This is a genomic window from Exiguobacterium sp. s145 (assembly GCF_018618835.1).
GTDB classification, from domain to species: domain Bacteria; phylum Bacillota; class Bacilli; order Exiguobacteriales; family Exiguobacteriaceae; genus Exiguobacterium_A; species Exiguobacterium_A artemiae.
This window is the reverse complement of the sequence record NZ_JACSMV010000002.1, coordinates 57,669-77,430: the sequence shown is the minus strand read 5'-3', so window position 1 is coordinate 77,430 and position 19,762 is coordinate 57,669. Positions and strand designations below refer to the sequence as shown.

General features: G+C 46.7%; 27 protein-coding genes and 3 pseudogenes. 19 read left to right on the top strand and 11 right to left on the bottom strand.

Annotation, left to right across the window (positions count from 1 at the left end; genetic code table 11):
• Nucleotides 1–175: 175 nt before the first annotated feature.
• Nucleotides 176–409: a hypothetical protein gene (locus KNQ07_RS03315; protein WP_251139449.1), complete on the top strand. Its 234-nt coding sequence runs from the start codon at nucleotides 176–178 to the stop codon at nucleotides 407–409.
• 46 nt (nucleotides 410–455) lie between these two features.
• Here the strand turns inward: KNQ07_RS03315 and tnpB are convergent, their stop codons facing one another.
• On the bottom strand, nucleotides 456–1,628 hold the full coding sequence (tnpB, locus tag KNQ07_RS03310; RefSeq protein ID WP_214764803.1) for an IS200/IS605 family element RNA-guided endonuclease TnpB: 1,173 nt from the start codon (nucleotides 1,626–1,628) through the stop codon (nucleotides 456–458).
• Between the two features lie 142 nt (nucleotides 1,629–1,770).
• Here tnpB and KNQ07_RS03305 point away from each other — a divergent pair, with 142 nt between their 5' ends.
• The gene (locus KNQ07_RS03305) at nucleotides 1,771–2,706 is read left to right on the top strand and encodes a hypothetical protein (RefSeq protein WP_251139447.1); all 936 of its coding nucleotides are present in this window, start codon (nucleotides 1,771–1,773) and stop codon (nucleotides 2,704–2,706) included.
• A gap of 20 nt (nucleotides 2,707–2,726) precedes the next feature.
• A complete protein-coding gene (locus KNQ07_RS03300) occupies nucleotides 2,727–3,230 on the top strand; it encodes a DUF1572 family protein (RefSeq protein ID WP_012370390.1) in 504 nt (167 codons plus the stop codon).
• 44 nt (nucleotides 3,231–3,274) lie between these two features.
• Here the strand turns inward: KNQ07_RS03300 and KNQ07_RS03295 are convergent, their stop codons facing one another.
• On the bottom strand, nucleotides 3,275–3,889 hold the full coding sequence (locus KNQ07_RS03295) for a hypothetical protein (RefSeq protein ID WP_012370391.1): 615 nt from the start codon (nucleotides 3,887–3,889) through the stop codon (nucleotides 3,275–3,277).
• A gap of 93 nt (nucleotides 3,890–3,982) precedes the next feature.
• On the opposite strand from KNQ07_RS03295, the gene KNQ07_RS03290 reads away from it, so the two are divergent.
• Nucleotides 3,983–5,293: a right-handed parallel beta-helix repeat-containing protein gene (locus KNQ07_RS03290; protein ID WP_214764802.1), complete on the top strand. Its 1,311-nt coding sequence runs from the start codon at nucleotides 3,983–3,985 to the stop codon at nucleotides 5,291–5,293.
• Between the two features lie 68 nt (nucleotides 5,294–5,361).
• Here the strand turns inward: KNQ07_RS03290 and KNQ07_RS03285 are convergent, their stop codons facing one another.
• Entirely contained in the window at nucleotides 5,362–5,577 is a 216-nt protein-coding gene (locus tag KNQ07_RS03285) for a hypothetical protein (protein ID WP_214764801.1), read from the bottom strand.
• Between the two features lie 136 nt (nucleotides 5,578–5,713).
• On the opposite strand from KNQ07_RS03285, the gene KNQ07_RS03280 reads away from it, so the two are divergent.
• From KNQ07_RS03280 to KNQ07_RS03245, 9 genes and pseudogenes are all read left to right on the top strand, one after another.
• Nucleotides 5,714–5,902, top strand: a complete 189-nt coding sequence (locus KNQ07_RS03280; protein WP_214764800.1) for a PspC domain-containing protein — start codon at nucleotides 5,714–5,716, stop codon at nucleotides 5,900–5,902.
• A gap of 28 nt (nucleotides 5,903–5,930) precedes the next feature.
• The gene (locus KNQ07_RS03275; RefSeq protein ID WP_214764799.1) at nucleotides 5,931–6,110 is read left to right on the top strand and encodes a hypothetical protein; all 180 of its coding nucleotides are present in this window, start codon (nucleotides 5,931–5,933) and stop codon (nucleotides 6,108–6,110) included.
• Nucleotides 6,092–6,763: pseudogene (locus KNQ07_RS03270) on the top strand (MBL fold metallo-hydrolase); the annotation flags it as partial. The gene KNQ07_RS03275 and the pseudogene KNQ07_RS03270, both read left to right, overlap by 19 nt.
• Nucleotides 6,760–6,900, top strand: a pseudogene (locus KNQ07_RS03265) (VOC family protein); the annotation flags it as partial. The pseudogenes KNQ07_RS03270 and KNQ07_RS03265, both read left to right, overlap by 4 nt.
• Before the next feature lie 279 nt (nucleotides 6,901–7,179).
• Nucleotides 7,180–7,428: a hypothetical protein gene (locus KNQ07_RS03260; protein ID WP_214764797.1), complete on the top strand. Its 249-nt coding sequence runs from the start codon at nucleotides 7,180–7,182 to the stop codon at nucleotides 7,426–7,428.
• 143 nt (nucleotides 7,429–7,571) lie between these two features.
• On the top strand, nucleotides 7,572–8,291 hold the full coding sequence (locus tag KNQ07_RS03255) for a DUF4145 domain-containing protein (RefSeq protein ID WP_214764796.1): 720 nt from the start codon (nucleotides 7,572–7,574) through the stop codon (nucleotides 8,289–8,291).
• A 252-nt stretch (nucleotides 8,292–8,543) separates the two neighbouring features.
• Nucleotides 8,544–9,251 carry a hypothetical protein gene (locus tag KNQ07_RS03250; RefSeq protein ID WP_214764795.1) on the top strand — a complete coding sequence of 236 codons (708 nt, stop codon included), beginning with the start codon at nucleotides 8,544–8,546 and terminating at the stop codon, nucleotides 9,249–9,251.
• A 36-nt stretch (nucleotides 9,252–9,287) separates the two neighbouring features.
• Nucleotides 9,288–9,416: pseudogene (locus tag KNQ07_RS16080) on the top strand (VOC family protein); the annotation flags it as partial.
• Between the two features lie 299 nt (nucleotides 9,417–9,715).
• On the top strand, nucleotides 9,716–10,627 hold the full coding sequence (locus tag KNQ07_RS03245) for a methyl-accepting chemotaxis protein (protein ID WP_214764794.1): 912 nt from the start codon (nucleotides 9,716–9,718) through the stop codon (nucleotides 10,625–10,627).
• A 197-nt stretch (nucleotides 10,628–10,824) separates the two neighbouring features.
• Here KNQ07_RS03245 and KNQ07_RS03240 read toward each other — a convergent pair whose 3' ends face one another.
• From KNQ07_RS03240 to KNQ07_RS03230, 3 genes are all read right to left on the bottom strand, one after another.
• A complete protein-coding gene (locus tag KNQ07_RS03240) occupies nucleotides 10,825–11,277 on the bottom strand; it encodes a GNAT family N-acetyltransferase (protein ID WP_214765131.1) in 453 nt (150 codons plus the stop codon).
• A gap of 288 nt (nucleotides 11,278–11,565) precedes the next feature.
• Nucleotides 11,566–12,609 carry an MFS transporter gene (locus tag KNQ07_RS03235; protein WP_214764793.1) on the bottom strand — a complete coding sequence of 348 codons (1,044 nt, stop codon included), beginning with the start codon at nucleotides 12,607–12,609 and terminating at the stop codon, nucleotides 11,566–11,568.
• Nucleotides 12,596–13,210 (bottom strand): ArsR/SmtB family transcription factor, encoded by a 615-nt coding sequence (locus KNQ07_RS03230; RefSeq protein ID WP_214764792.1) that lies wholly within the window; start codon nucleotides 13,208–13,210, stop codon nucleotides 12,596–12,598. The genes KNQ07_RS03235 and KNQ07_RS03230 overlap by 14 nt, the downstream gene beginning before the upstream one ends.
• 161 nt (nucleotides 13,211–13,371) lie before the next feature.
• Between KNQ07_RS03230 and KNQ07_RS03225 the strand changes: the two genes are divergently transcribed.
• On the top strand, nucleotides 13,372–13,791 hold the full coding sequence (locus tag KNQ07_RS03225) for an SRPBCC domain-containing protein (protein ID WP_214764791.1): 420 nt from the start codon (nucleotides 13,372–13,374) through the stop codon (nucleotides 13,789–13,791).
• A gap of 53 nt (nucleotides 13,792–13,844) precedes the next feature.
• Here KNQ07_RS03225 and KNQ07_RS03220 read toward each other — a convergent pair whose 3' ends face one another.
• Nucleotides 13,845–14,930, bottom strand: a complete 1,086-nt coding sequence (locus KNQ07_RS03220) for a hypothetical protein (protein ID WP_214764790.1) — start codon at nucleotides 14,928–14,930, stop codon at nucleotides 13,845–13,847.
• Between the two features lie 204 nt (nucleotides 14,931–15,134).
• Between KNQ07_RS03220 and KNQ07_RS03215 the strand changes: the two genes are divergently transcribed.
• Complete coding sequence (locus KNQ07_RS03215; protein WP_214764789.1) at nucleotides 15,135–15,680, top strand: PadR family transcriptional regulator; 546 nt, start codon at nucleotides 15,135–15,137, stop codon at nucleotides 15,678–15,680.
• The gene (locus KNQ07_RS03210) at nucleotides 15,677–16,141 is read left to right on the top strand and encodes a DUF4188 domain-containing protein (RefSeq protein WP_214764788.1); all 465 of its coding nucleotides are present in this window, start codon (nucleotides 15,677–15,679) and stop codon (nucleotides 16,139–16,141) included. The genes KNQ07_RS03215 and KNQ07_RS03210 overlap by 4 nt, the downstream gene beginning before the upstream one ends.
• Nucleotides 16,142–16,188: 47 nt before the next feature.
• Here KNQ07_RS03210 and KNQ07_RS03205 read toward each other — a convergent pair whose 3' ends face one another.
• Nucleotides 16,189–16,347 (bottom strand): DUF1272 domain-containing protein, encoded by a 159-nt coding sequence (locus KNQ07_RS03205; protein WP_012370403.1) that lies wholly within the window; start codon nucleotides 16,345–16,347, stop codon nucleotides 16,189–16,191.
• 149 nt (nucleotides 16,348–16,496) lie between these two features.
• Here KNQ07_RS03205 and KNQ07_RS03200 point away from each other — a divergent pair, with 149 nt between their 5' ends.
• Both KNQ07_RS03200 and KNQ07_RS03195 read left to right on the top strand, forming a co-directional pair.
• Nucleotides 16,497–16,940 carry an Lrp/AsnC family transcriptional regulator gene (locus KNQ07_RS03200; protein WP_214764787.1) on the top strand — a complete coding sequence of 148 codons (444 nt, stop codon included), beginning with the start codon at nucleotides 16,497–16,499 and terminating at the stop codon, nucleotides 16,938–16,940.
• A complete protein-coding gene (locus KNQ07_RS03195) occupies nucleotides 16,937–17,701 on the top strand; it encodes a phosphotransferase (protein ID WP_214764786.1) in 765 nt (254 codons plus the stop codon). The genes KNQ07_RS03200 and KNQ07_RS03195 overlap by 4 nt, the downstream gene beginning before the upstream one ends.
• A 70-nt stretch (nucleotides 17,702–17,771) precedes the next feature.
• On the opposite strand, the gene KNQ07_RS03190 is transcribed toward KNQ07_RS03195, so the two are convergent.
• Nucleotides 17,772–17,972 (bottom strand): hypothetical protein, encoded by a 201-nt coding sequence (locus KNQ07_RS03190; protein WP_114595793.1) that lies wholly within the window; start codon nucleotides 17,970–17,972, stop codon nucleotides 17,772–17,774.
• A gap of 14 nt (nucleotides 17,973–17,986) precedes the next feature.
• On the bottom strand, nucleotides 17,987–18,457 hold the full coding sequence (locus KNQ07_RS03185; protein ID WP_214764785.1) for a site-2 protease family protein: 471 nt from the start codon (nucleotides 18,455–18,457) through the stop codon (nucleotides 17,987–17,989).
• Between the two features lie 97 nt (nucleotides 18,458–18,554).
• Here KNQ07_RS03185 and KNQ07_RS03180 point away from each other — a divergent pair, with 97 nt between their 5' ends.
• Nucleotides 18,555–19,259: an alpha/beta hydrolase gene (locus KNQ07_RS03180; protein WP_251135918.1), complete on the top strand. Its 705-nt coding sequence runs from the start codon at nucleotides 18,555–18,557 to the stop codon at nucleotides 19,257–19,259.
• 142 nt (nucleotides 19,260–19,401) lie between these two features.
• On the opposite strand, the gene KNQ07_RS03175 is transcribed toward KNQ07_RS03180, so the two are convergent.
• Nucleotides 19,402–19,749 carry a DUF2200 domain-containing protein gene (locus tag KNQ07_RS03175; RefSeq protein ID WP_214764783.1) on the bottom strand — a complete coding sequence of 116 codons (348 nt, stop codon included), beginning with the start codon at nucleotides 19,747–19,749 and terminating at the stop codon, nucleotides 19,402–19,404.
• Between the last annotated feature and the right edge of the window lie 13 nt (nucleotides 19,750–19,762).

The window sequence follows — 19,762 nt, the reverse complement described above, 5'->3', positions numbered from 1 at the left end:
GTGTTGCTTACTAATCTATCGGACAGTTTTTCAAAAAAATGAATGACACCTGAATAAAAAAAGTACTGGGTATTTATTCCGTAAATCCTTGGTCTTTCTCTATTTCAATTAGGGTCAATTTTCCAAATGACACCTATAATAAAGAGGATAACGATACAGAAAAAGGATGATGAAGATGCTTCAACCATGGAAAAAACGAATGCTGTACGGAACGGCGGGACTGGCCGTTTTTGTCAGTGCAGGTGCTTTATATCTCGGATTACGTCCGGAGGAACCAAAAGCCGTTTCCTACCCGGTCATTTCGAAGGATCTCACGACGATGACGTTTACACCGAAAGATGGTCAGGTCATGCTGCTGTATGGAAGCGATATTAACCGTCTTGAACTACCTCCACCTACGCTACGCTGAGAGGTGGAGGATTCCTGAGTTATCCGACCTATCGGTCGAAAAATGATCAGGCTAACCCCGTCGTCCCGACGGTTGAAGAAGCTAAGATACGTTCCGCTTCTCGTTTGAGATTTAGTCCTGCGTTCACATCCCGGTCATGGTGAATCCCGCAATTCGGGCATGTCCATTCTCGCAAGCTGAGATGTTTCACGTCCTTGTGTTGATGATCGCAACTCGAGCACAGTTGGCTCGAAGCAAAGGTCTTGCCGACCTTGACAACGGTTTTCCCGTACCAGCCCGCCTTGTATTCCAGCATACGGAAGAACTCTGACCAGCTGACATCCGAGATGGCCTTACTTAACTTACGATTCTTCTGCATGTTCTTCACCTGCAAGGTCTCGATCCCGATGACGTCGTGGTTTTGGACGATCTCGGTCGATACCTTATGCAGGAAATCAGTGCGCTTGTTGACGATCTTCTCGTGGATGCGGGCAACCTTTCGCTTCTGCTTCTGATAGTTCCTCGACTCGGACAGCTTGACTTTCTTGTTCAGGGCGATGCGTTGACGGCGGGAGAGCTTACGCTGTTCGCGCGCCAGTTTCTTCTCAAGTGTTCGGAAGTAACGGTCGTTTTGGTAGATTGTGCCATCCGAAAGGATGGCGAAGTTCTTGAGTCCGACGTCGACGCCGACGGATGAACCGGTCTTCGGCAGTTCGTGGATTTCCTGCTCGACGAGCAGGGAGACGAAGTATTTTCCTGAAGCGTTACGTCGGATCGTGGCGTTCAAGATACGGCCTGTGATCTGTTTTGAATGGGCGAAACGAACCCATTTCAGCTTCGGAAGTTTGAGCGTGTTTCCGACGATTGACACTTCAGGAAGCTGGTTTTTGCCTTGAATGTTGGTCTTGTACGACTGGACGGGATTACGCTTCGACTTGAATCGAGGACGTTCGTTCTGCTTGTTGAAGAAGCGGTCAAACGCATCGGCAAGATGTTTGACGCTGATCTGAACAGATGTGCTATCGACTTCCTTCAACCAGTCGAACTCCTGCTTCAACAAAGGAAGCTCTTTGGAACAAGAACCGTAGGACAGTCCTTTCCCAGTGGTCTTGTACAATTCCTCCCACTTCGCCAGGAAGTGGTTGAAGACGAAGCGCGAACAGCCGATCGTCTTCACAATCAGGATTTCCTGCTCTTTTGTGGGGTAGATTCTGAATTTGTAGGACTTGTGCTTCAACACCATTTTTCACCTCCCTTAAAGGAAATATACCCGAAAGGGAGGTTGGCGATTCATCTCCCGCTTTCACGTCGTTTAGAAGTGGGGGTATTCTCGCCAAATTTTTGATAAAGAAACACAGGATGATCCGCAGGAACCGGGATTGATGACGACACTATCGAAAACGGGGAAAGAGCTGAAGACAGAAGCAATTGCTGACCCGGATTTTTATCAGATGATGCTGTCACAAAAAGGAACGGATCCGCGGCACATCTATGCGCATCACCCGGACGGCATCGAAGCCGATCACTTTTTTACGTACGATTTAAAACGGGGCACGTTTACAAAACACGAAGTGCCGAATACAGCGATCACATCCGTTGCCCATTACGGGAAAGATGTTTGGCTGGAATCGAATGCCTCGAAGCCAAAGGAAAAAATTCAGTTGATCAACGTCCGGGCAGACAAACGGTATCCGATTGTAGACCGGCTGATGCCGGTCTTTGATTCACCGATCCTTGAACTGGATCAGACGATTGCTTATGCCAACAACGGGACCGAGGATGATCCAGAAGGGGCGGCCGGTATGGTCCTGCTCGACCAGACGACCGGAAAATCACGCGTCATTCGAAAAGTGGACGAACCGTATGCTTATACGGCGTTAAACGGCGCGAAAGAGACTGCGTATTTTGCAACGACCGACGGTGTGATGATCCGGCTGAAGACGGACGGAACGATGCAGCAAAAGTCATTTTCAGTATTGGATGATGTCAACTACTGGGCGACGGAACCGATGCGGATGATCAACAAACAGACCGGATATCAAATCATTGGCACCGGTGAAAACGATACGGATCAACGGCTCGTCAAGTGGACGTTCGGACAAGCCTTCCGGGTTGAACCGGTCCGACCTGATTTCTGGCAGGAGGGGAACTATTACCGTTACCTGTACCGGAATCCGTATAAGAAGACGTCATATTTCACGGAAAGTAAAACGTCATTTTCCGGAAAAGGCCGGTTGATCGTCACGGATGACAACTTAAAAACGTTACGGACGATACCGGTCGAAGGAGCAAATGGTGTGGACTTTGTGGTGGATTAACAGCAAAGGGAGGGAATGAAATGGCTTTTGAAGAGGTATATTTGACGGCAATTCAAGCGAGGTTCCGGGCCGTCCGCGAACCGGCGGAGCAGGCACTCGGTTGGCTGAACGAGGAACAGTTCCATCAGACACTGGCACCGGATACGAACAGCGTGGCACTGTTGATCCAGCATATGACAAACAATATGACGTCACGCTGGACCGACTTTTTGACGACAGACGGGGAAAAGCCGGATCGTAACCGGGACGCCGAGTTTGTCGACCAGGGGCATGATAAAGAGACCTTGCTGACACTATGGAACGACGGCTGGAAACTCGTCGAATCAACGCTTGTTTCCTTGACACCGGACGATCTGGAACGGACCGTCTTGATCCGCGGCGAACCGCATCTCGTCGTCGACGCGATTGAACGGCAACTCGCGCATTATGCCTATCACACCGGACAGCTGATTTTTTTAATGAAGATCCTGCTCGGACCGGACTTTAAACCATTGACGATTCCCTTGCCGCATCAGCGGCACTGAACGAAACAGACCTGCCTCTTTTCGATAAAGAGACAGGTCTGTTTTCATAGTGTACGTGCACTTGGTGTACCGAAGGATTTGGTCGATAATGAAATCGTAAAAGCATGCTCGCCTTTTTTGAGTTTGATGCCTGCAGGAGAATCGATAGCAGCTAATGATCTTCCCATCATGGACTCATGGACGGTCGACTTTTCTAACATCAACAGGTCATATTCAGATGCGTGGAATGATTGGTTCTGAAACTCGACACCCGTCATCAAGAATTTTTTTAAATCATTTGATTCTTCGGACCACTCATTCATCGTATCCTCAAGCTCATATCTGTAGGACCGGTAGCCTTTTGCGCGATCAGACTGTTGACTGAGTTTCAGTGATTTTCCGTCATATTGACCGGGTTTGATGGTCTCGGAAAACCAGATTTTCTGCTTACCCGACGCAAAATATTCGATTCCGGTCAGGTAAAGGGGGCGATCCGTTTGACCGGTCATGACATAGGTCGCGCTATTTACAAAGGCATCTTCCGGTTCTTTGGACTCAACGAATTTAAGTGTCAACGGCAGTTCCGTTGGTTTGATGACTTTTTTCGGACCGGTTTCTTCTGCGGTGCAACCGGCAAGTAAAAGTGCCGATAGTGAACAGACAAGCAGTTGTTTCAACATCCACGTCACGTCCTTCATCTGTAAGTATATTCAGTGTAAGGGGAATGGATGATATTTACAATCTGATTAGGTATCACAGGAAGGACGGATTACATGAAAAAATGTTTTATTCTCTTATTGTCGCTCGGACTGTTTGGCTGTTCGGCGACGTGGCAACAAGAACCGGCGGAGTCGACAGCTGCGAAACACGTTCTGTATGTCGCGCCGACCGGCAAGGATACGAATGCCGGTTCAATCAAACAACCGCTGAAAACGCTGAAACGGGCCGGTCAGCTCGCGAAAGCCGGCACGACGGTGTACCTTCGCAAAGGAACGTACACGGAAGCGTTGATGGTCAAGCACAGCGGGACGAAACAGGCACCGGTCGTCTTCCGGAATTACCAACAGGAGAAAGTGGTCTTAAGTGGTAAGACGCTGAAACCGAAGGACGGAGACACGGCACTCATTCGGATTGAAAATCGACAGTATGTGACGATTCAAGGACTGATTGTCGCCGATATCAAAACGACACGAACCAACGAAACACCAATCGGAATTTTTGTTAAGGGTACCGGACGGAACATTCAATTGATTGACAACCAGGTCCGGCGAATTCAAACCCATGCGAAAGACGGCAACGCTCACGGGATTGCAATCTACGGCACCGGTCGCTTAAAGCAGATCACCGTTCGGGGGAACCGGGTCGAAGATAATCGGCTCGGGGCCAGTGAAGCTTTGGTTCTGAACGGTAATATCAACGGTTTCTCCGTCACGAACAATATCGTTCGGCGCAACGATAACATCGGGATCGACTTGATCGGTTATGAGGGGGTTGCGACAAAACCGACCGAGGATTATGTCCAAAACGGAACGATTTCCGGCAATGTTGTTTCCGACAGTTCAAGTTACGGCAATCCGGTCTACGGCAAAGAGTACAATGCAGCCGGAATTTACGTCGACGGTGGAAAGCAGCTGACAATCGAAAACAATACCGTCGAGCGGAATGATATCGGCATCGAAGTGACGAGTGAACATGCGGGAAAATACGCGGAACAAGTCACGGTCCGCGGCAATCTGGTCAAACAAAACCGGTTCACCGGTATTTCAATCGGCGGATACGACAGGAAGCGCGGCGGAACGAAGCAGGTCCGGATTACACGAAATCAGGTCACCGGCAATGATACGAAAGGACTGGAAGGGGGACAACTGCTGGTCCAACATGATGTCCGCGATAACCGGATTGACCGCAATACGTTTACGACGGGTCCGGATAATTTGTTTGTCGCCCATTTTTTTAAGACAAGCTCAGGGAATCAGTTCGAACAGAACGCGTACCACTTGGCGAAAGGAACAGCGAAGCGTTGGATTTGGCAGGATCAAGAATACCGCACTCAATCTGCTTTTGAGCGGGCAGTCACGCAATGAATGAAAAACAGACGTCATTCTCCTCCTTGAGGAAAAGTGACGTCTGTTTGTTTAACGGACTTGTACTTTTAGGCATTGTAGCCGACGAACAGTGTGAAAAGCATCAAACCGGCTGAACCGATGATGCAGGTCAGGCAGACGACAGTCGTAAAAATACGCAGCGGCAACGGTAAGCTGACCTGTCTTTTCCAGACGACATACACGACGACGGCACTCGCCATCATCAGTAAAGCCAAAATCGAGAACGGTAACGCCCGTTCCTGAATCAAATAAAAAATATCCAACGTCTCACGTCCTTTCTGTCAGATTCCGAATCAAAGGGGTTGTCCCCTGCAAAATTGAACCTCGTTACGTTATACTAATTATTGTAACATATGGATTAATCACCCAACATGGAATCAGAGAAAGAAGGGGAGACGATTGGCACAATCATTACGCAGATCAGCGACAGATCGTTCGATCCAGGGAGTGTGCGGCGGACTCGCGGAACACTTCGGTATTTCGTCACTGGCCGTCCGGCTGATTTTTATTGTCATTCCGCTTCCGATCAATTTAATCATTTACATGATTCTCGCTAACGCGATGGTGGATGCACCAAGAACATTGTAAAAACAAACGAACAAAAGGAGGCATGACGATGACAAACGGAAAGATTGCACTTCGTGTGTTAGGTGTTCTGATTGGTGCGATCGTCGGTTTACTGATTGTTTACGAAGCGAAAGGGACCTTTGACGTCAGTGTCCTGCTCGGATTCGTAGTCGGGGCTCTGATTTTTGCCCTGATCAACATCATCTGGGTACGTATCAAACGACCGTAACAGAGGAACAACCGGGACTTTCGAGTCTCGTCACGACACCAAAGTTCGGCATCGGACAGACGGCTTATCTCGTCGCCGGGACAAAACGGATTCTTTGGGACTGCATTACCTATCTCGATCAGGCGGTCATCGAGGAAGTGGGACAACTCGACGCAATGGCCTTGTCGCATCCGCACTATTACGCGACTCAGGTCGAGTGGGCGGAAACATTTGAAATTCCGCTGTACATTCATGAAGCAGACAAGGAATGGGTGACGCGGCCGAGTGAGCGGATTGTCTTTTGGTCCGGTGACCGTTTGGAGTTGGCTGACGATGTAGTGTTACACCGGATCGGCGGTCATTTTGACAGGGCGACCGTGCTCGAATGGACGACAGGAAACGACGGTCGCGGGATTTTATTGACCGGAGACATCATTCGGGTCGTTGCCGACCGGGCGTGGGTCAGCTTCATGTACAGTTATCCGAACTTGATTCCGTTACCGGCGGCGACTGTCGCTGAGATGGCGTCCGCCCTAACAGACGTCCGCTTTAATCAAATCTACGATGCATTCCATAAAATCGTCGTGACGGATGCGAACGCAGCCGTCGCCCGTTCGGCAAGCCGCTATATCGAGGCGTTGAACGGACACGTCAAGGCACGTGAACGGCGATGATTCTTGGCCTATATGAAGCACATCTGCCCGTCCGCGACTTACAGCGGTCCATCGCGTTTTATACAGGACTCGGACTGCCACTCGATTATACGGTTGACGGGAAGATTGCCTTTCTTTGGATTGTCGAGGAGCACAGCTAGTAGGTAGTAACAGTCTTTGTGAAGCGATGAAATCTTCTAAAGCGACGTTTAATCAACAGACGAAGTGTTGTCAGCTTCAAAAGGAGTATACGAACAGAAAGAAAAGAGTGAAAGATTATTCGTAAGAAAGTCTCGCTTGATCTTGATGTAGTTTTACATAAGCGTTTGAAGCATATTGCGCTCGAGAATGACGCGAAATTGTATGAATGGGTTGAAGGTGTGCTGCAGGATTACGTAAGAAGACAAAAATAATGATGAGGGACAAGAGGTGGTCACATGAAATGGATTGAAGATAGCCGACTTCGAGGAATCGTCTATTTTATTTTGTTCGACATCGCTCTATTCCTATTTCTTTTTTACCTTGATCGAGAAGATGGTAGTGGTAGAGCTAAAGGGTTTTTGATTGCCTCGTTCGTTTCTTTATTCGGAATGTTAATGCTGTTTCTTTGGACAAATCGCCAAAATGGTTGGCTAGTGGCAGTTGCGATTTTATTTTATTTTTTTCTTGGTTCTTACTGGATCTGACCCAAAAACCACAAGTTTGCGTGAAATGACAATTCCTCGCAACGATGGCCTTGCTGCAGAGCCAAGCACGAAAAAAACGGTCGAAATCGACCGTTTTCACAAATTTTTTTACTGATTTCTAATCGTAATTAGGAGGTTCTTTTATGGATTTATATGGTGAGGAAGCATTTGTTTGCCCTAATTGTTCAATTCATGCGCAGCAAGTTTGGCATCAAGTTTTATTCAAAAGAGAAAATTTTGTTGATGATCTTGGTTACAGTAAACTCCACGAATATTACAAGGTTGAAGAAGGTTCAGGTGTGTTTTTCCAAGATGGAGATTACTTGAGACAGACAAATACTTTAGCATTTTGTATGTGTCAGTCTTGTAAAAAACCTTCATTGTGGTATGAACATGAGTTGGTTTACCCCCTTAAAAGTATAATTGAAGATCCGAATCCATTTATGCCAACTGAAGTAGTAGCACTCTACGATGAAGCAAGAGCAGTTTTAAATCTTTCTCCGCGCTCTTCGGCAGCGCTTTTGCGTCTAGCATTAGAAATTCTACTCCCTCATCTAGGGGCGGAAAAAGCAAAAATCAATACAATGATCCAGCAATTAGTCGCTGAAAGAAAAGTAATAGGAAAGCTACAACAAGCGATGGACGGGCTTCGAGTCATTGGGAATGATGCAGTCCATCCGGGATTGATAGACAGTGAAGGTAAAGATGATAGAGAGGTGAGTCTGACTTTGTTTAAGGTTATAAATTTCATTGTGGCTGAGACTTTGGAAAGCGATCAAATGATTGGGGAATTATATTCGTTACTTCCCGAAAGAGTGAGAAAAGGAATAGAAGATCGAGGGAACTCTCCGAAAAACAAATGATTTTATGTAACAATAAAAGTACATTTCAAGAGTGCTTACTGAAAAAACTGAAAAAAGAGCATTAGGGGGAAACTGCTATCACTCAGTGTAATAGCCTAGGCGGAGGCTAGTGTTTTCCTGATATCATTAAAATCGAGAAAAGATTACACCCTGTGTCGCGAAAATCGTCAATTTGGAAAGATGTGTTCCACAAAAAAAGAGGATTGAAATTCACATAAATAGGATACAATCCAAAGAGGAAGGGATGCTCTTGTGATTAAAAAAACATCAATTATCTTTATTTTATTCTTTATTTTTTTAGCGTCCTTAGGAACTGGGGTTGTCGAAGCTAAAAGTGAAAAAATTCTTCAGTATGAAAAATTCAAAGACTTAAAAATGAATTCTTCTGTGGAAAGTGTCGCTAAAGTCATTTACGGAAAGAAGTATAAGAAAGAACTTTGTGAAGAAGAAAAGGATATAGATTTACTTTGTTACGACTACATGGAAGCTCATAACAAGCGATACAAAAACAAAAAAATTCGTTATTACAATTACACATTTAAATTCTTCCCAGGCTATGATTCTGTATCGGAAAAATTAGAGTATCGAATGAATCTTAGATTTAAAACTAAGGATGATAGTAAAGTACTTAAGTTAGTCGAAAAGAAATGGGAAGACTTTGATATTTTAAATACGCACGATGTATACAACAATAAAAAAATTAAAACAGGAATGACGGCTACCCAATTGGACAAAATAATGGAAGACAAAGGTATAGGGCCTTACGAAGCTGTTCGGTATAAAGACTATTCCAAAGTAGGCTATCAAACAGGAGACAAAAAACCGGTCTTCTATGAACAATACAAAACATTGTATTATACAGTCATGAGTCAAGATTGGTCCACGTTGTACAAATTTAGAATGGAATATGATTATAAGAAAAAGGCATATGATGTTGTATATGTTCTGAGATTTGGTTGATTTTTATAATATGGAGATGCTTTTTCATATTTTTTATTTAACGATCCGGACGGCAACAGTCTCGAGTTCATCACGAAGCTCGATAATCCGCTCGGCGCGCAGGATTACATGTACTTAAGCGAATGGGAAATTTTTTTGAACGAGCGGGGTTTTGTCTTAAAATAATCAAGTCCTCCTCGATTCCTTGTGAGTCAGAGGGGGATTTTTTTGAGATCACATTCTTGTAGGCTCTCTCTCATGCTATGAATATACGATTGGAATTAAGTTGTAAAGATGGAGATTATCATTCCTAAAAAAGACCTGTTTTGAGAAAGGGGTCAATGTTTTTCTGAATCTGAGCAGATTGATGTAAAGCGGAAATGGGACTTGTTATGATAAGTGGCAGATAAAATCGTTTTTCCACAAAATAGTTTCGAAACTAAATGGATGGAATTTGAAATGATGACCTGAAGGAGATTAACCACATGACGACACCCCAACTAACAAACCCAACCCTCGCTTCTCCTGATATTCTGGAGGCTCTGACCCACAATGTCGCAATGATTCGTTTTGATACACAACGCCGGGTCGTTGATGTCAACGACTTGTTTGCGAAGACGATGAAGTATAAACGCGATGAGATGATTGGCATGCACCACCACCTGTTTTGCCGAGCGGATTTTGTAAACAGTGAGGCGTATCAAAAATTATGGAGCAAACTACTGGCCGGTTTCAGCTCGGCTGATAAAATCGAACGGATTGATGCCCGCGGCGATTCGATATGGCTCGAAGCAACTTATATGCCGATTTACGAAGCAAACGAAGTTGTCGGCGTCGTTAAAATCGCTTCTGATATCACGGACCGGCAAGAAACCATCCAAGAATATGCGACGTCCTTTGCCGGCATCGCAACCGATCTTGATGACCGCTCCATGCAAGGCAAACAGGAGAACCGTCAACTGAAACAAACGATTGAGAAGATGGCGGACGATGCCAAAGAAAATTTGCGGACACTAGCGAATCTTCAGGAACAGTCTTCCGAGATTACAAAGATCACCGGAACGATCAAAGAGATTGCCGCACAGACGAACTTACTGTCGCTGAACGCCTCGATTGAAGCAGCACGCGCCGGTGAGCACGGCAGCGGATTTAACGTCGTCGCGACAGAAGTCCGTAATCTCTCGAAACTCGTTGAACTTGCTGTCGTCAATGTCCGTAACACGACGGAACAGATGAACAAGGAACTGGAGCGGATTCAACAGGGGATTACGCGGGCAAACGCCGATGCGTCGTCGAGTGTTTCCGTCATGGAAGAGACGTTGCAACGGTTCGAGACCGTCAGCGAATCGGCGCATGAACTGAATGAAACGGCAAAAAAATTCACGACAGTTATTTAAACGCAAAAGTCATGCCCTAAGCTCGGACATGACTTAATACTGAAGACAAAATGGTGGTTATTCTCTTTATTGAGAAGGGCCACTTTTTTGTCGCTTCGAATCGTTTTTCTGGGACAAACTTCATTGCACCAATTACTCCTTCTGTGTTTCCATTCATGATAGACGACGAGTTGTTCTAGGGGCGTACGGAGAGACTCTTATATGTCTTGAGATAACCGAATCATATCTGTGCACCGGATACCGTTTTCTATGATGTCCTCTTCGTAATGCCGCAAGAAGAAGTTTAAATCGACTCCAACAATACGAAATCCACATTTTTGATAAAGTGCCAACTGGCCAATGCTTGAATTGCCTGTCCCGATTTCAATGGTTGTGTAGCCCATCGCTTGCGCGGTTTGGATGGCATGTTTTAAGAGATATTTTCCGACGCCGCTGCCTTGATACTTCTCGTCTACTGCAATATTTACGATTTCGATCGTTTGCGGTCTCGTGGGTAGGAGCACATGCACCCCAATCAGTTGATTCCTTATTTCAGCTACGAAACAACGACCTCTTTTCAAATATTCTTCGACTAGTTTCTGAGACGGGTCCGCTAATAGCAAAAGCTCCATCGGAGGATTCTCATGAGCTGACAGTTGACGGATGTTTATATTCATACAGGCAATCCTCCTCACGGATTAGTTTTGTTTCAATGGCTCATGATTCTTCGTTCCTGTTTATTCATTTCGACAAGTTAAAGTCATATCCCCCTGAAACGGACGGGACATGACTTTTTTGACGCGTTCACCGAATTCGAACGAAGGCAGCACACACCACAAAAGCGATACCGCAGCCGCATAACAAGAGAATCTGTTCGAGACGGACATCAAATGACAGCGAAAGAGACAAGGCCGCATAAGACAATGGAACCAAACCGTTTGACGAAGCGTTGACAAGGCTCACATCATCTGTGGCCGTGTCGTCGTTTGAATCGTCGTCAATATCAGAACATTGATGATGGAGGAGATGCCTCCCATTGTCAGCAGCAGCAGAACGCCTTGCCAGACGTGTCCGATTTGTCCGAGTAACCCAAGACCGACTCCAAGCAGACCAATCAACGACAGCAACAGGCGAAACGACTGGTTGATTGAGTGGGTGAAGCCGATCCAGGCAGCCCCAAGCAGCATGCCAAGCTGATACGCACCTTGGAGATAACTCGGATCAAGGGCTTTACCCAATAAAACCCGGTCGACCAACAGGGGAATCCCCATCAGCAAAGGACCAAAAAAGAAGAAGTTGATGATAATCAGCAGGAAGAGGATCCGTCTTAAGTATGGGTCGGCAAACACATAATGAAATCCTTGCACGAGCTCAAGCCAAGCGGAGGTCCGAGTCGGATTGTCGACAGGATGTTCGCGAATGAAAAAGGTACCGAGCGATGCGAGCAAAAGAAACAGTGCAATCGTCAAAAATATGAAGTGAAACGAAGAGAAGGTCAGCAGTACGCCGCCAAGCAACGGTCCGGAGAACAAGGCCATCTGATTGGAGGTTTGAAGAATTGAGTTGGCCCGCGTCAGATCTTCTTTTGAAACGAGAAGGGGCAACAGGGACGCACTGGCAGGGGAGAAAAAGGCATCGATGCAACCGAACGTAAACGCAAATAATGCAAGCGGAACAATCGTCAACAGCTCGAAGTGATAGACGGACAGCAACAGCAGAACAAAGGTAAATCGCAGCAGACTGGAATAGCGTAAAATAATCGATTTGTTGAACCGATCAGCAATGACACCGCCAAACACCATTAAAAAAATCCGCGGCAACAACGTCAGCATTAAGACGAGACCTAAATAAGCATCAAGTTTCAAGACGCGAAGGATATACCATTGCTCGGCAAACAGGTAGGTCGACAGGGCGAGAAAGGAACAGTTACTGGCGAGCCAAAGTGCTCGAAACGAACGATTCCGCAAGAGCGGTTGATGCGTTTTTTGCTCAGTCGCCTGCATGTCCTCCCTCCTCGTCCGCTTGAACTAACGGTGCATCAATCTCAAACGCCGTCGCCATCACGTAATATAACTTCTTGTCCGCTTCGGATGAAGGATCCTGTTCGATGTCCTGCAACAGTTCCCGGTACCGTTTCGTAAACGCCAAGAATTGTTCAGGTGAAAGCCGGAGTTCTTGTTGGAACGACAGGCTTTCCCAGTTCTCGACGTCAGAGGAACCCGGGGTAAACGACCGGTCGGGTGCCGTCAAGACCCGTGTCTTCGCCCGGTCGAGCACTTCAATGTACGACTGGCGTGTCGCCTGTTTTGTCTCGACAAGGTTGAGCAGATGGTCGGCCGGAATAAATCCGCGGGCGACTGCCTGATAATACTTCAGGACGTTTCCGCCCCGGACTTCTTCCTCGACAAGCCGAATCAACTGATACTTTTCAAGCTCCCGCAGATGATATAGAATCTTGGCCCGTGAGACATCAAGTTTTTGTGCCAATTGTTGGCCGGTATGCGGCTGTTCAATCAGATGCATCAGCATTTTCGTCCGCATTGGATCGCTGATGACTTTCAATTGTTCGTACTGTTCCAAAATTAAAATCGCTTGTTGTTTCATTTATATCACTCCTTTTATTAACCGGTTAACTTTTATTAACTGTAATCTTAGTATACCTGAATAGTTGACAAAATAAACCATTTTAAAAAAGCAGGATTTGTTTCATTCGAACCGAACGTTAAACAAAGAACAGATTTTCTACTGACAAAGGAGTGATTCAAATGGAGCAATCGCAAACACTTGAAATCAACGCCGTCATTCAACGTCCGGTTGCAGACGTCTGGATGTACTGGACGGAAACGGACCACATTAAAGCCTGGAACGCGGCTTCTGACGATTGGCATACGACGGAAGCGACGAATGATGTTCAGGCGGGGGGCCGTTTTTCGAGCCACATGGCAGCCAAAGACGGCAGTATGGAGTTTGACTTCTCCGGTGTCTACCAGGAAGTCATTCTGTATGAAAAACTTGCCTATACGCTCGACGACGGACGGCATGTAACGGTACAGTTTACGGCGAACGGGGAGGAAACGGAAGTCGTGGAAACCTTCGAGGCGGAGTCGTTAAATCCTCCGGAGATGCAACAGGCCGGTTGGCAGGCCATCCTTGACCGGTTCAAGGTTTACGCGGAACAACAGTGAATACGATCAGACAGCAAAAAGCCCGTCCAATCTGGAGCGGGCTTTTCTCGTGTTCAGTTGTTGACTTGAATGATGCGGAAAGACACGGTTCCATCATCCCGGACGACGCTGTAACCAAGTCGACCGTTCGTGAAGACCGGTTTTGAATATTCGCCTTCCTGGTCCGTCAACGGGACGACGGTTCCATTCGACAGGTCCGCATACAGAAGTTGATTGTGTTCTTCCCGAAAGACGATATGATCCGGCGTCAGAAAACAAAACCCGTCAATCAGGTAATACGGTTCGGGGGTCTTGTAACGATAGGAGATATGGTTAGACACGTGAGCTTGAAATCCCGCATAACCTTCCGCTCCCGTCGCCAGATAATGCTGTCCATAAGCGAAATCAAACGGCATCGTCGTCTTTTTGACGGCTTTTCCGGAAAGCGTCGTATAGGCGGTCGTCTTTTCGTCCGCTTTGTATGTTGTTTGATCGAGAAGAATTCCCGCATCACCGTCCCGTAAGTACTGGGCGTAGTCGCCGCTCCGGGGTGCTGCTTCCTTCACTGTCAGTGTTTTTTGTGTCGTGACGTATCCGGTCGCCGCATCATATTTTTGGACGAGTGAACGGGTCTGATCTTTCTGACTGATGTGCTTGATCCAAGAGACATGTGCCGTCGTGACTTGGAGATCCGGATAAAAACGAGACGATTCTCTTCCATGATCAAGTTGTTGAAGCGAACCGGTTGCTAGGTCCATCACCTCGAGTGTCCAGTTGCTGTCCTTCCCGTTGTCCTGATAACGGATCCAGAACAGTTGTCGTCCGACACCAACCAGCTTATAGATGGTTTGGCTCGTCGAATAAAGTTTTTCCAGGTGTCGATCCGTCAGCGAGTAACGGAAAATCGAACTGTCTTTTTCGCTTGAGGCATAAAAGTACACAGCTGCTTCATCGATATAGCTCGGACCGGACAGGTAAGGGTAACGTTGATAGACATCTGTTAAGTCGTAATTCGTACTTGGTCCAAGTGTCGAAAAGGTCTCACTGCGGATTAATTCTGTTGGTGCCGGCACCGGTTGAAGTGGTTCCGTCTTCGGTTGACCACATCCGGAAATAAGTAAGATAAGGCTGAATAAGCCCAATTTCATAAAAGTGGACATACACACAAAACTCCCATTCTGGTTTAAGGAAATGAAACTCTATCAGTGTAGAGGGAAAAACGTGCATTGCCCTAAAAAAGAAGGGAAGCTTACAGGAATGTAAGCTGATGTTTTCTTCGCAAATATTCTGAATATTCGTTTAGTAACCGAATGACCGGGAATATATATCTAAAAGATACTATCTAAAAGATATAGGAGAATCTGATGCCAAAAGAAAACATGACCCGCTATGCGATTTTAGGATTGTTGGCAAGCGGTTGTACGTCAGGCTATGAAATGAAGCATACGATTGATACGAGTCTCAATCACTTTTGGAAGATCAGCTTCGGTCAGGTTTATCCGATGCTGAAGACGTTAGCGCAGGAAGGGTTAATCGTCGAAGAGACCGGAGAAGGGGATGACCGGAAGACGTTTGTTCTGACACCGGACGGCGAGGCGGAACTCGGACGCTGGGTCGAGGAGCCGACGACCGAACTTCCGGTCCAGCGGAATGAACTGTTGCTGAAACTCTATTTTGCCCGTCATGAATCGAAGGACACGACGATTCAAAAAATCAATCAGCATGCCGCTCTGCTCCGGGAACGATTAGAGACGTACCAGATGATTGAACAATCGATTTTGGCCTACAAAGAAGCGGAGGATGCCATGTATTGGCTGCTGACGCTTGATTACGGCAAACGGAAAACACAAGCTTTGCTCGAATGGTGTGAAGCGTCTGTTCAGACACTTGAAGGAGGAAACTCATCATGAAACGCGTGATCGCGACACCAAATGAAGACATCGTCGTATTCATCATCGGCTTACGGATCAACCGTCTGCGATCGGTCCGGAAATGGTGGCCGACCGTCCAGGCGATGACACCGATGATTGAGGAATGTTATGAGCAGCAGGTTGGTTTATTGTCGCATGAGATGCTCGTCGGTTGGCGGTCGGTTACGTTGATTCAGTATTGGCGTTCCTCCGACGCTCTGATTGCCTATTCGCACGGTAACTGTCACCTGACAGCGTGGAAAAAGTTTAATCAGTCGTCGCGGGCGAGTAACGCCGTCGGGATTTTCCATGAGACGTTTGAAATCAGCAACTACGAGACGATGTATGTCAATCTGCCGACGCGGGGACTGGCGAAAGCGGTCGGAGAAAGTACGATCCAGAAACACCAGGAACAGGCGAAGGACCGGCTGGCAGAACGCAAAGTGTCGACACGTGAATAACGAACGAAGGGAGCGGATTCCAATGATCCGCTCCCTTGCTGTATGTATTACTGTTCTACCCGGACTAATGTTTCTCCGCAATTTTGACAAATCGAATTCATTGTCTCGGTACACTCTTTGCAAAAGGTACAGTTGTGCGAACAGTGGTACGTTTCCTGACCTTCTTCAAATGTCTCCGCACAGCGGGTACAGTTTGTTGCCTGCATGTCGTTCACCTCACTTATATTTGATCTGTCTTCATTGTACGAAAGTAGAACAGAACCGGACAGACGATTTTCCTTGTAATTCAGTAGCTTCACCTGAAAATGAATGGTAATTTTAAGATATGTCTTCATAATATTAGGAGGGTTGAAAAATGGACGAAATTGATTATGCCATCATTCATGCACTGCAAGAGGACGGACGGATGTCCTGGACGGAACTCGGCAAAACGGTGGGTCTGTCGACGCCTGCCGTCAACGAGCGAGTCAAGAAACTGGAGGACCGCGGTGTCATCGAAGGGTACCGCGCCGTCATCAATCCTGTTGCGCTTGAAAAAACCATCATGGCGATTTTGATGTTCGAAGATACAAGATGCGACGTGTTTATCGCGTTTTGCAAGGATCATCCGGATGTCGTCGAGTGCCACCGGCTCGCCGGAACGTTTAACTTCATGGTCAAATTGTATACGCCGTCCGTCGAGACACTGGAAACGTTTATCGATGCTTCGATGAAATACGGTAAGCCGTCGACCTGGATCCGCTTGTCGTCACCTGTCGCGTTTAAGGCGTTTACGGTAGGAGATGGAGTACTGATATGAAAAGTGTTATCAGGCAACGAATCGAACAACAAGTCGGTTCGATCGATTCGATCCGTCCCGTTGCCGAGCAGGGGGGAACAGCCATCGTCTACTATGTGAAAACGTTAGATGGCACCTATATCCTCAAGCAGGCAAGCTTACCCCGTTACCGCGAGTGGTTGGCGCAGGAAGCGACAGTAATGCAGACGTTTAAGTCACAACAACATATCACCATCCCGACATATATTGATTATATGAAAGACGAGCAACAGGATTATTTACTGATGTCCTACATAGCAGGTGAGACGTTGACAACGACACTCGAGAATGCTTCCGAACGGCAGCGTCTTGAGTTGATTCGAGGATTTGGACGGTTTCTCCGACAGCTCCATACGAAGGAGATTAGCTCTGCCCATTCTTCACAAGATTGGCTGGATAAACAATTGCTGCAAGCCGATCACTACATGAAACAGGGATGGACAAGTGGTTCAAGCGAGTTGCTTCACGCGTTATCCACCAAGCATCCGGAACCTGTTCCGGCGACGTGGATACACGGGGATTGCACGACGGATAATCTGTTGGTCCGAGACAACGCAATTGTTGCGTTTATTGATCTAGCCGGAATGACGGTCGGTGATCGCCGCTACGATGAAGCTTTGGCGACACGATCTTTTGGGACGGATATCAAGATGCTCGATGCCTTCTACTCAGGATATGGATTTTCACCAATCTCAGAAGAAACATTCCGCTTTTTCGATGACGGATTGTATGAATTTTATTGAAAAAATTGAAAATGATAAACGGCTACCCCCTGAACTTTTAAAGGAAATAACCGCATGATTATGTTTTAAGTTAAGTACAACACTTCGTTGCTTCTTCGACCTGGTTTTCCGGAATCAGGACTTGGCCGTCTTTGACCGTAAACTCAATATCATGAGCTTTCAGACGCTCGATTTGAGCCGGTGTCTCTTCACCCCATGGAACGGTTTTCGGTTGCTCGGCAGCACATCCGGCGAGCAGTAGGCTACTTGCGAACAGCAATGGTTTTAACATGAATTCCACTCCTGTCAGGATATCCGTTGATTTTTGTTGAAAAACAGTTGTTTCAACTGCAGGCCGTCGCTAGCAAGACCACTGGATAAGCGAATCGGAAGAAGGTTAAGCAGGATAAAGATGACTGAAACTTGAATGAAAGGCTGAGCAAAAAAATGCATGGTCGGACTCGGAAACAGCAGACTCAGGATCAAAATAATTATACCACCTATCAAGTTGGCACCAACTCCGCCGAGTAATACAATAGCTCGTTGTCCGCGGCTGACCGGAATCTCTGACGGTTCAGATTGATGCAGTCCTTCCCAAAATTGCTTTCGAGCGATGGAAAAATGACCGATTCGCAGAAACGGTTCACCTTTCCCAATTGAAATTGATTTTAAGCGCAAACCGACTAACCGGGCGGCAAACGCATGCCCGTATTCGTGCAGAATCAGACTCGGAAAGTAAAAGGCAAGCATGATTAAATTAAATAAAAGAAAATGCATCATCTTCCTCCTCTCATTCACAAACATAACAAAAATGGTTAATTAAGGCAAATGAACTTCTTGTTATTCAGATAAAATCCAGAAAAGAGTGATATTGATGGAATTCATAAAACTACCTAACTTCCCCATAGAAATCTTTCCGTCGAAACACTCTGTATCCCGCAAAATCATCTGTTTGTACCATGGATGGGGATCAAGCGTGACAAAATATGAAGATTTCGCCCGGATGCTTTCGGAACAAGGATTTACGGTCATCGTGCCGGAACTCCACCTGCATGACAGTCGCGATCGGCTGGAGGCATACTTTGACCACGGTGTCGTCGAACGACATTTCTGGCAGATCGTTTTTCAGAGCATTGAGGAGTCCGTTACGCTCGTGAAGCAGTTGAACGTAACACAAGCAGACACCATCTGGCTCGGTGTTTCGATGGGGGGATTCATCGCGAGCGGTATCGCTGCGAAACAACAGGGAAGTGCCGGGGTAATCAATATCAACGGCTCCGGATCCTTTTTGTTTTCGGAACAGCTTTTTCGACAGCGCGATAACAGAGCTGATTTAACAATGGAAGAAGAACAACGTTTGCAGGCATATGATCCTGTCCTGCAAGCAACGTCCGCACCGACGTTATTCGTACACGGTCAGTGCGATACGGTCATTCCGATCGAGACGCAGGAACACTGCGTGCAACAATCAACGGAACTGAATCGTGATTTGACGTTTCTTAAATATCCGTCCATCAATCATACGGTATCGGATCAGATGATTTCGGATGTCCTGGATTGGTTAAATCAGCGCTTTTAATGTTAGACGGAAGAACCGGACACCTGCCTGAGGTGCCCGGTTTTTTAGTGCGGAGTGATCCATACAAAACGCTCATCATCAGTGTCGCGATAGCGAAACATGATGCAATCCTTATCAGCATACTGGTTGTCTTCCTTGTTTTCTACCGCAGGATTTTATCAAGCGCTTTCCCTTTTGCCAGTTCATCAATCAACTTGTCGAGATAGCGGATTTCCCGCATCAACGGATCTTCGACGTTTTCGACCCGGACGCCACAGACGACACCTTTGATTAACAATCGACGTTCCTGCATGTCCGGCGCCTCCGCAAAAAAGGCTTCGAATGTCGTCTGATCTGTTGCCAGCGTTGCGAGTTGTTGCTCCGAGTAACCGGTCAGCCAGCAAATGATCGTATCGACTTCCTGTTTCGTTCGACCCTTGCGTTCCGCTTTTGTCACGTAAAGCGGATAGACACTCGAAAACGCTGTCGTGTACAACCGATGTTTCGTCATCGTATTTCCTCCT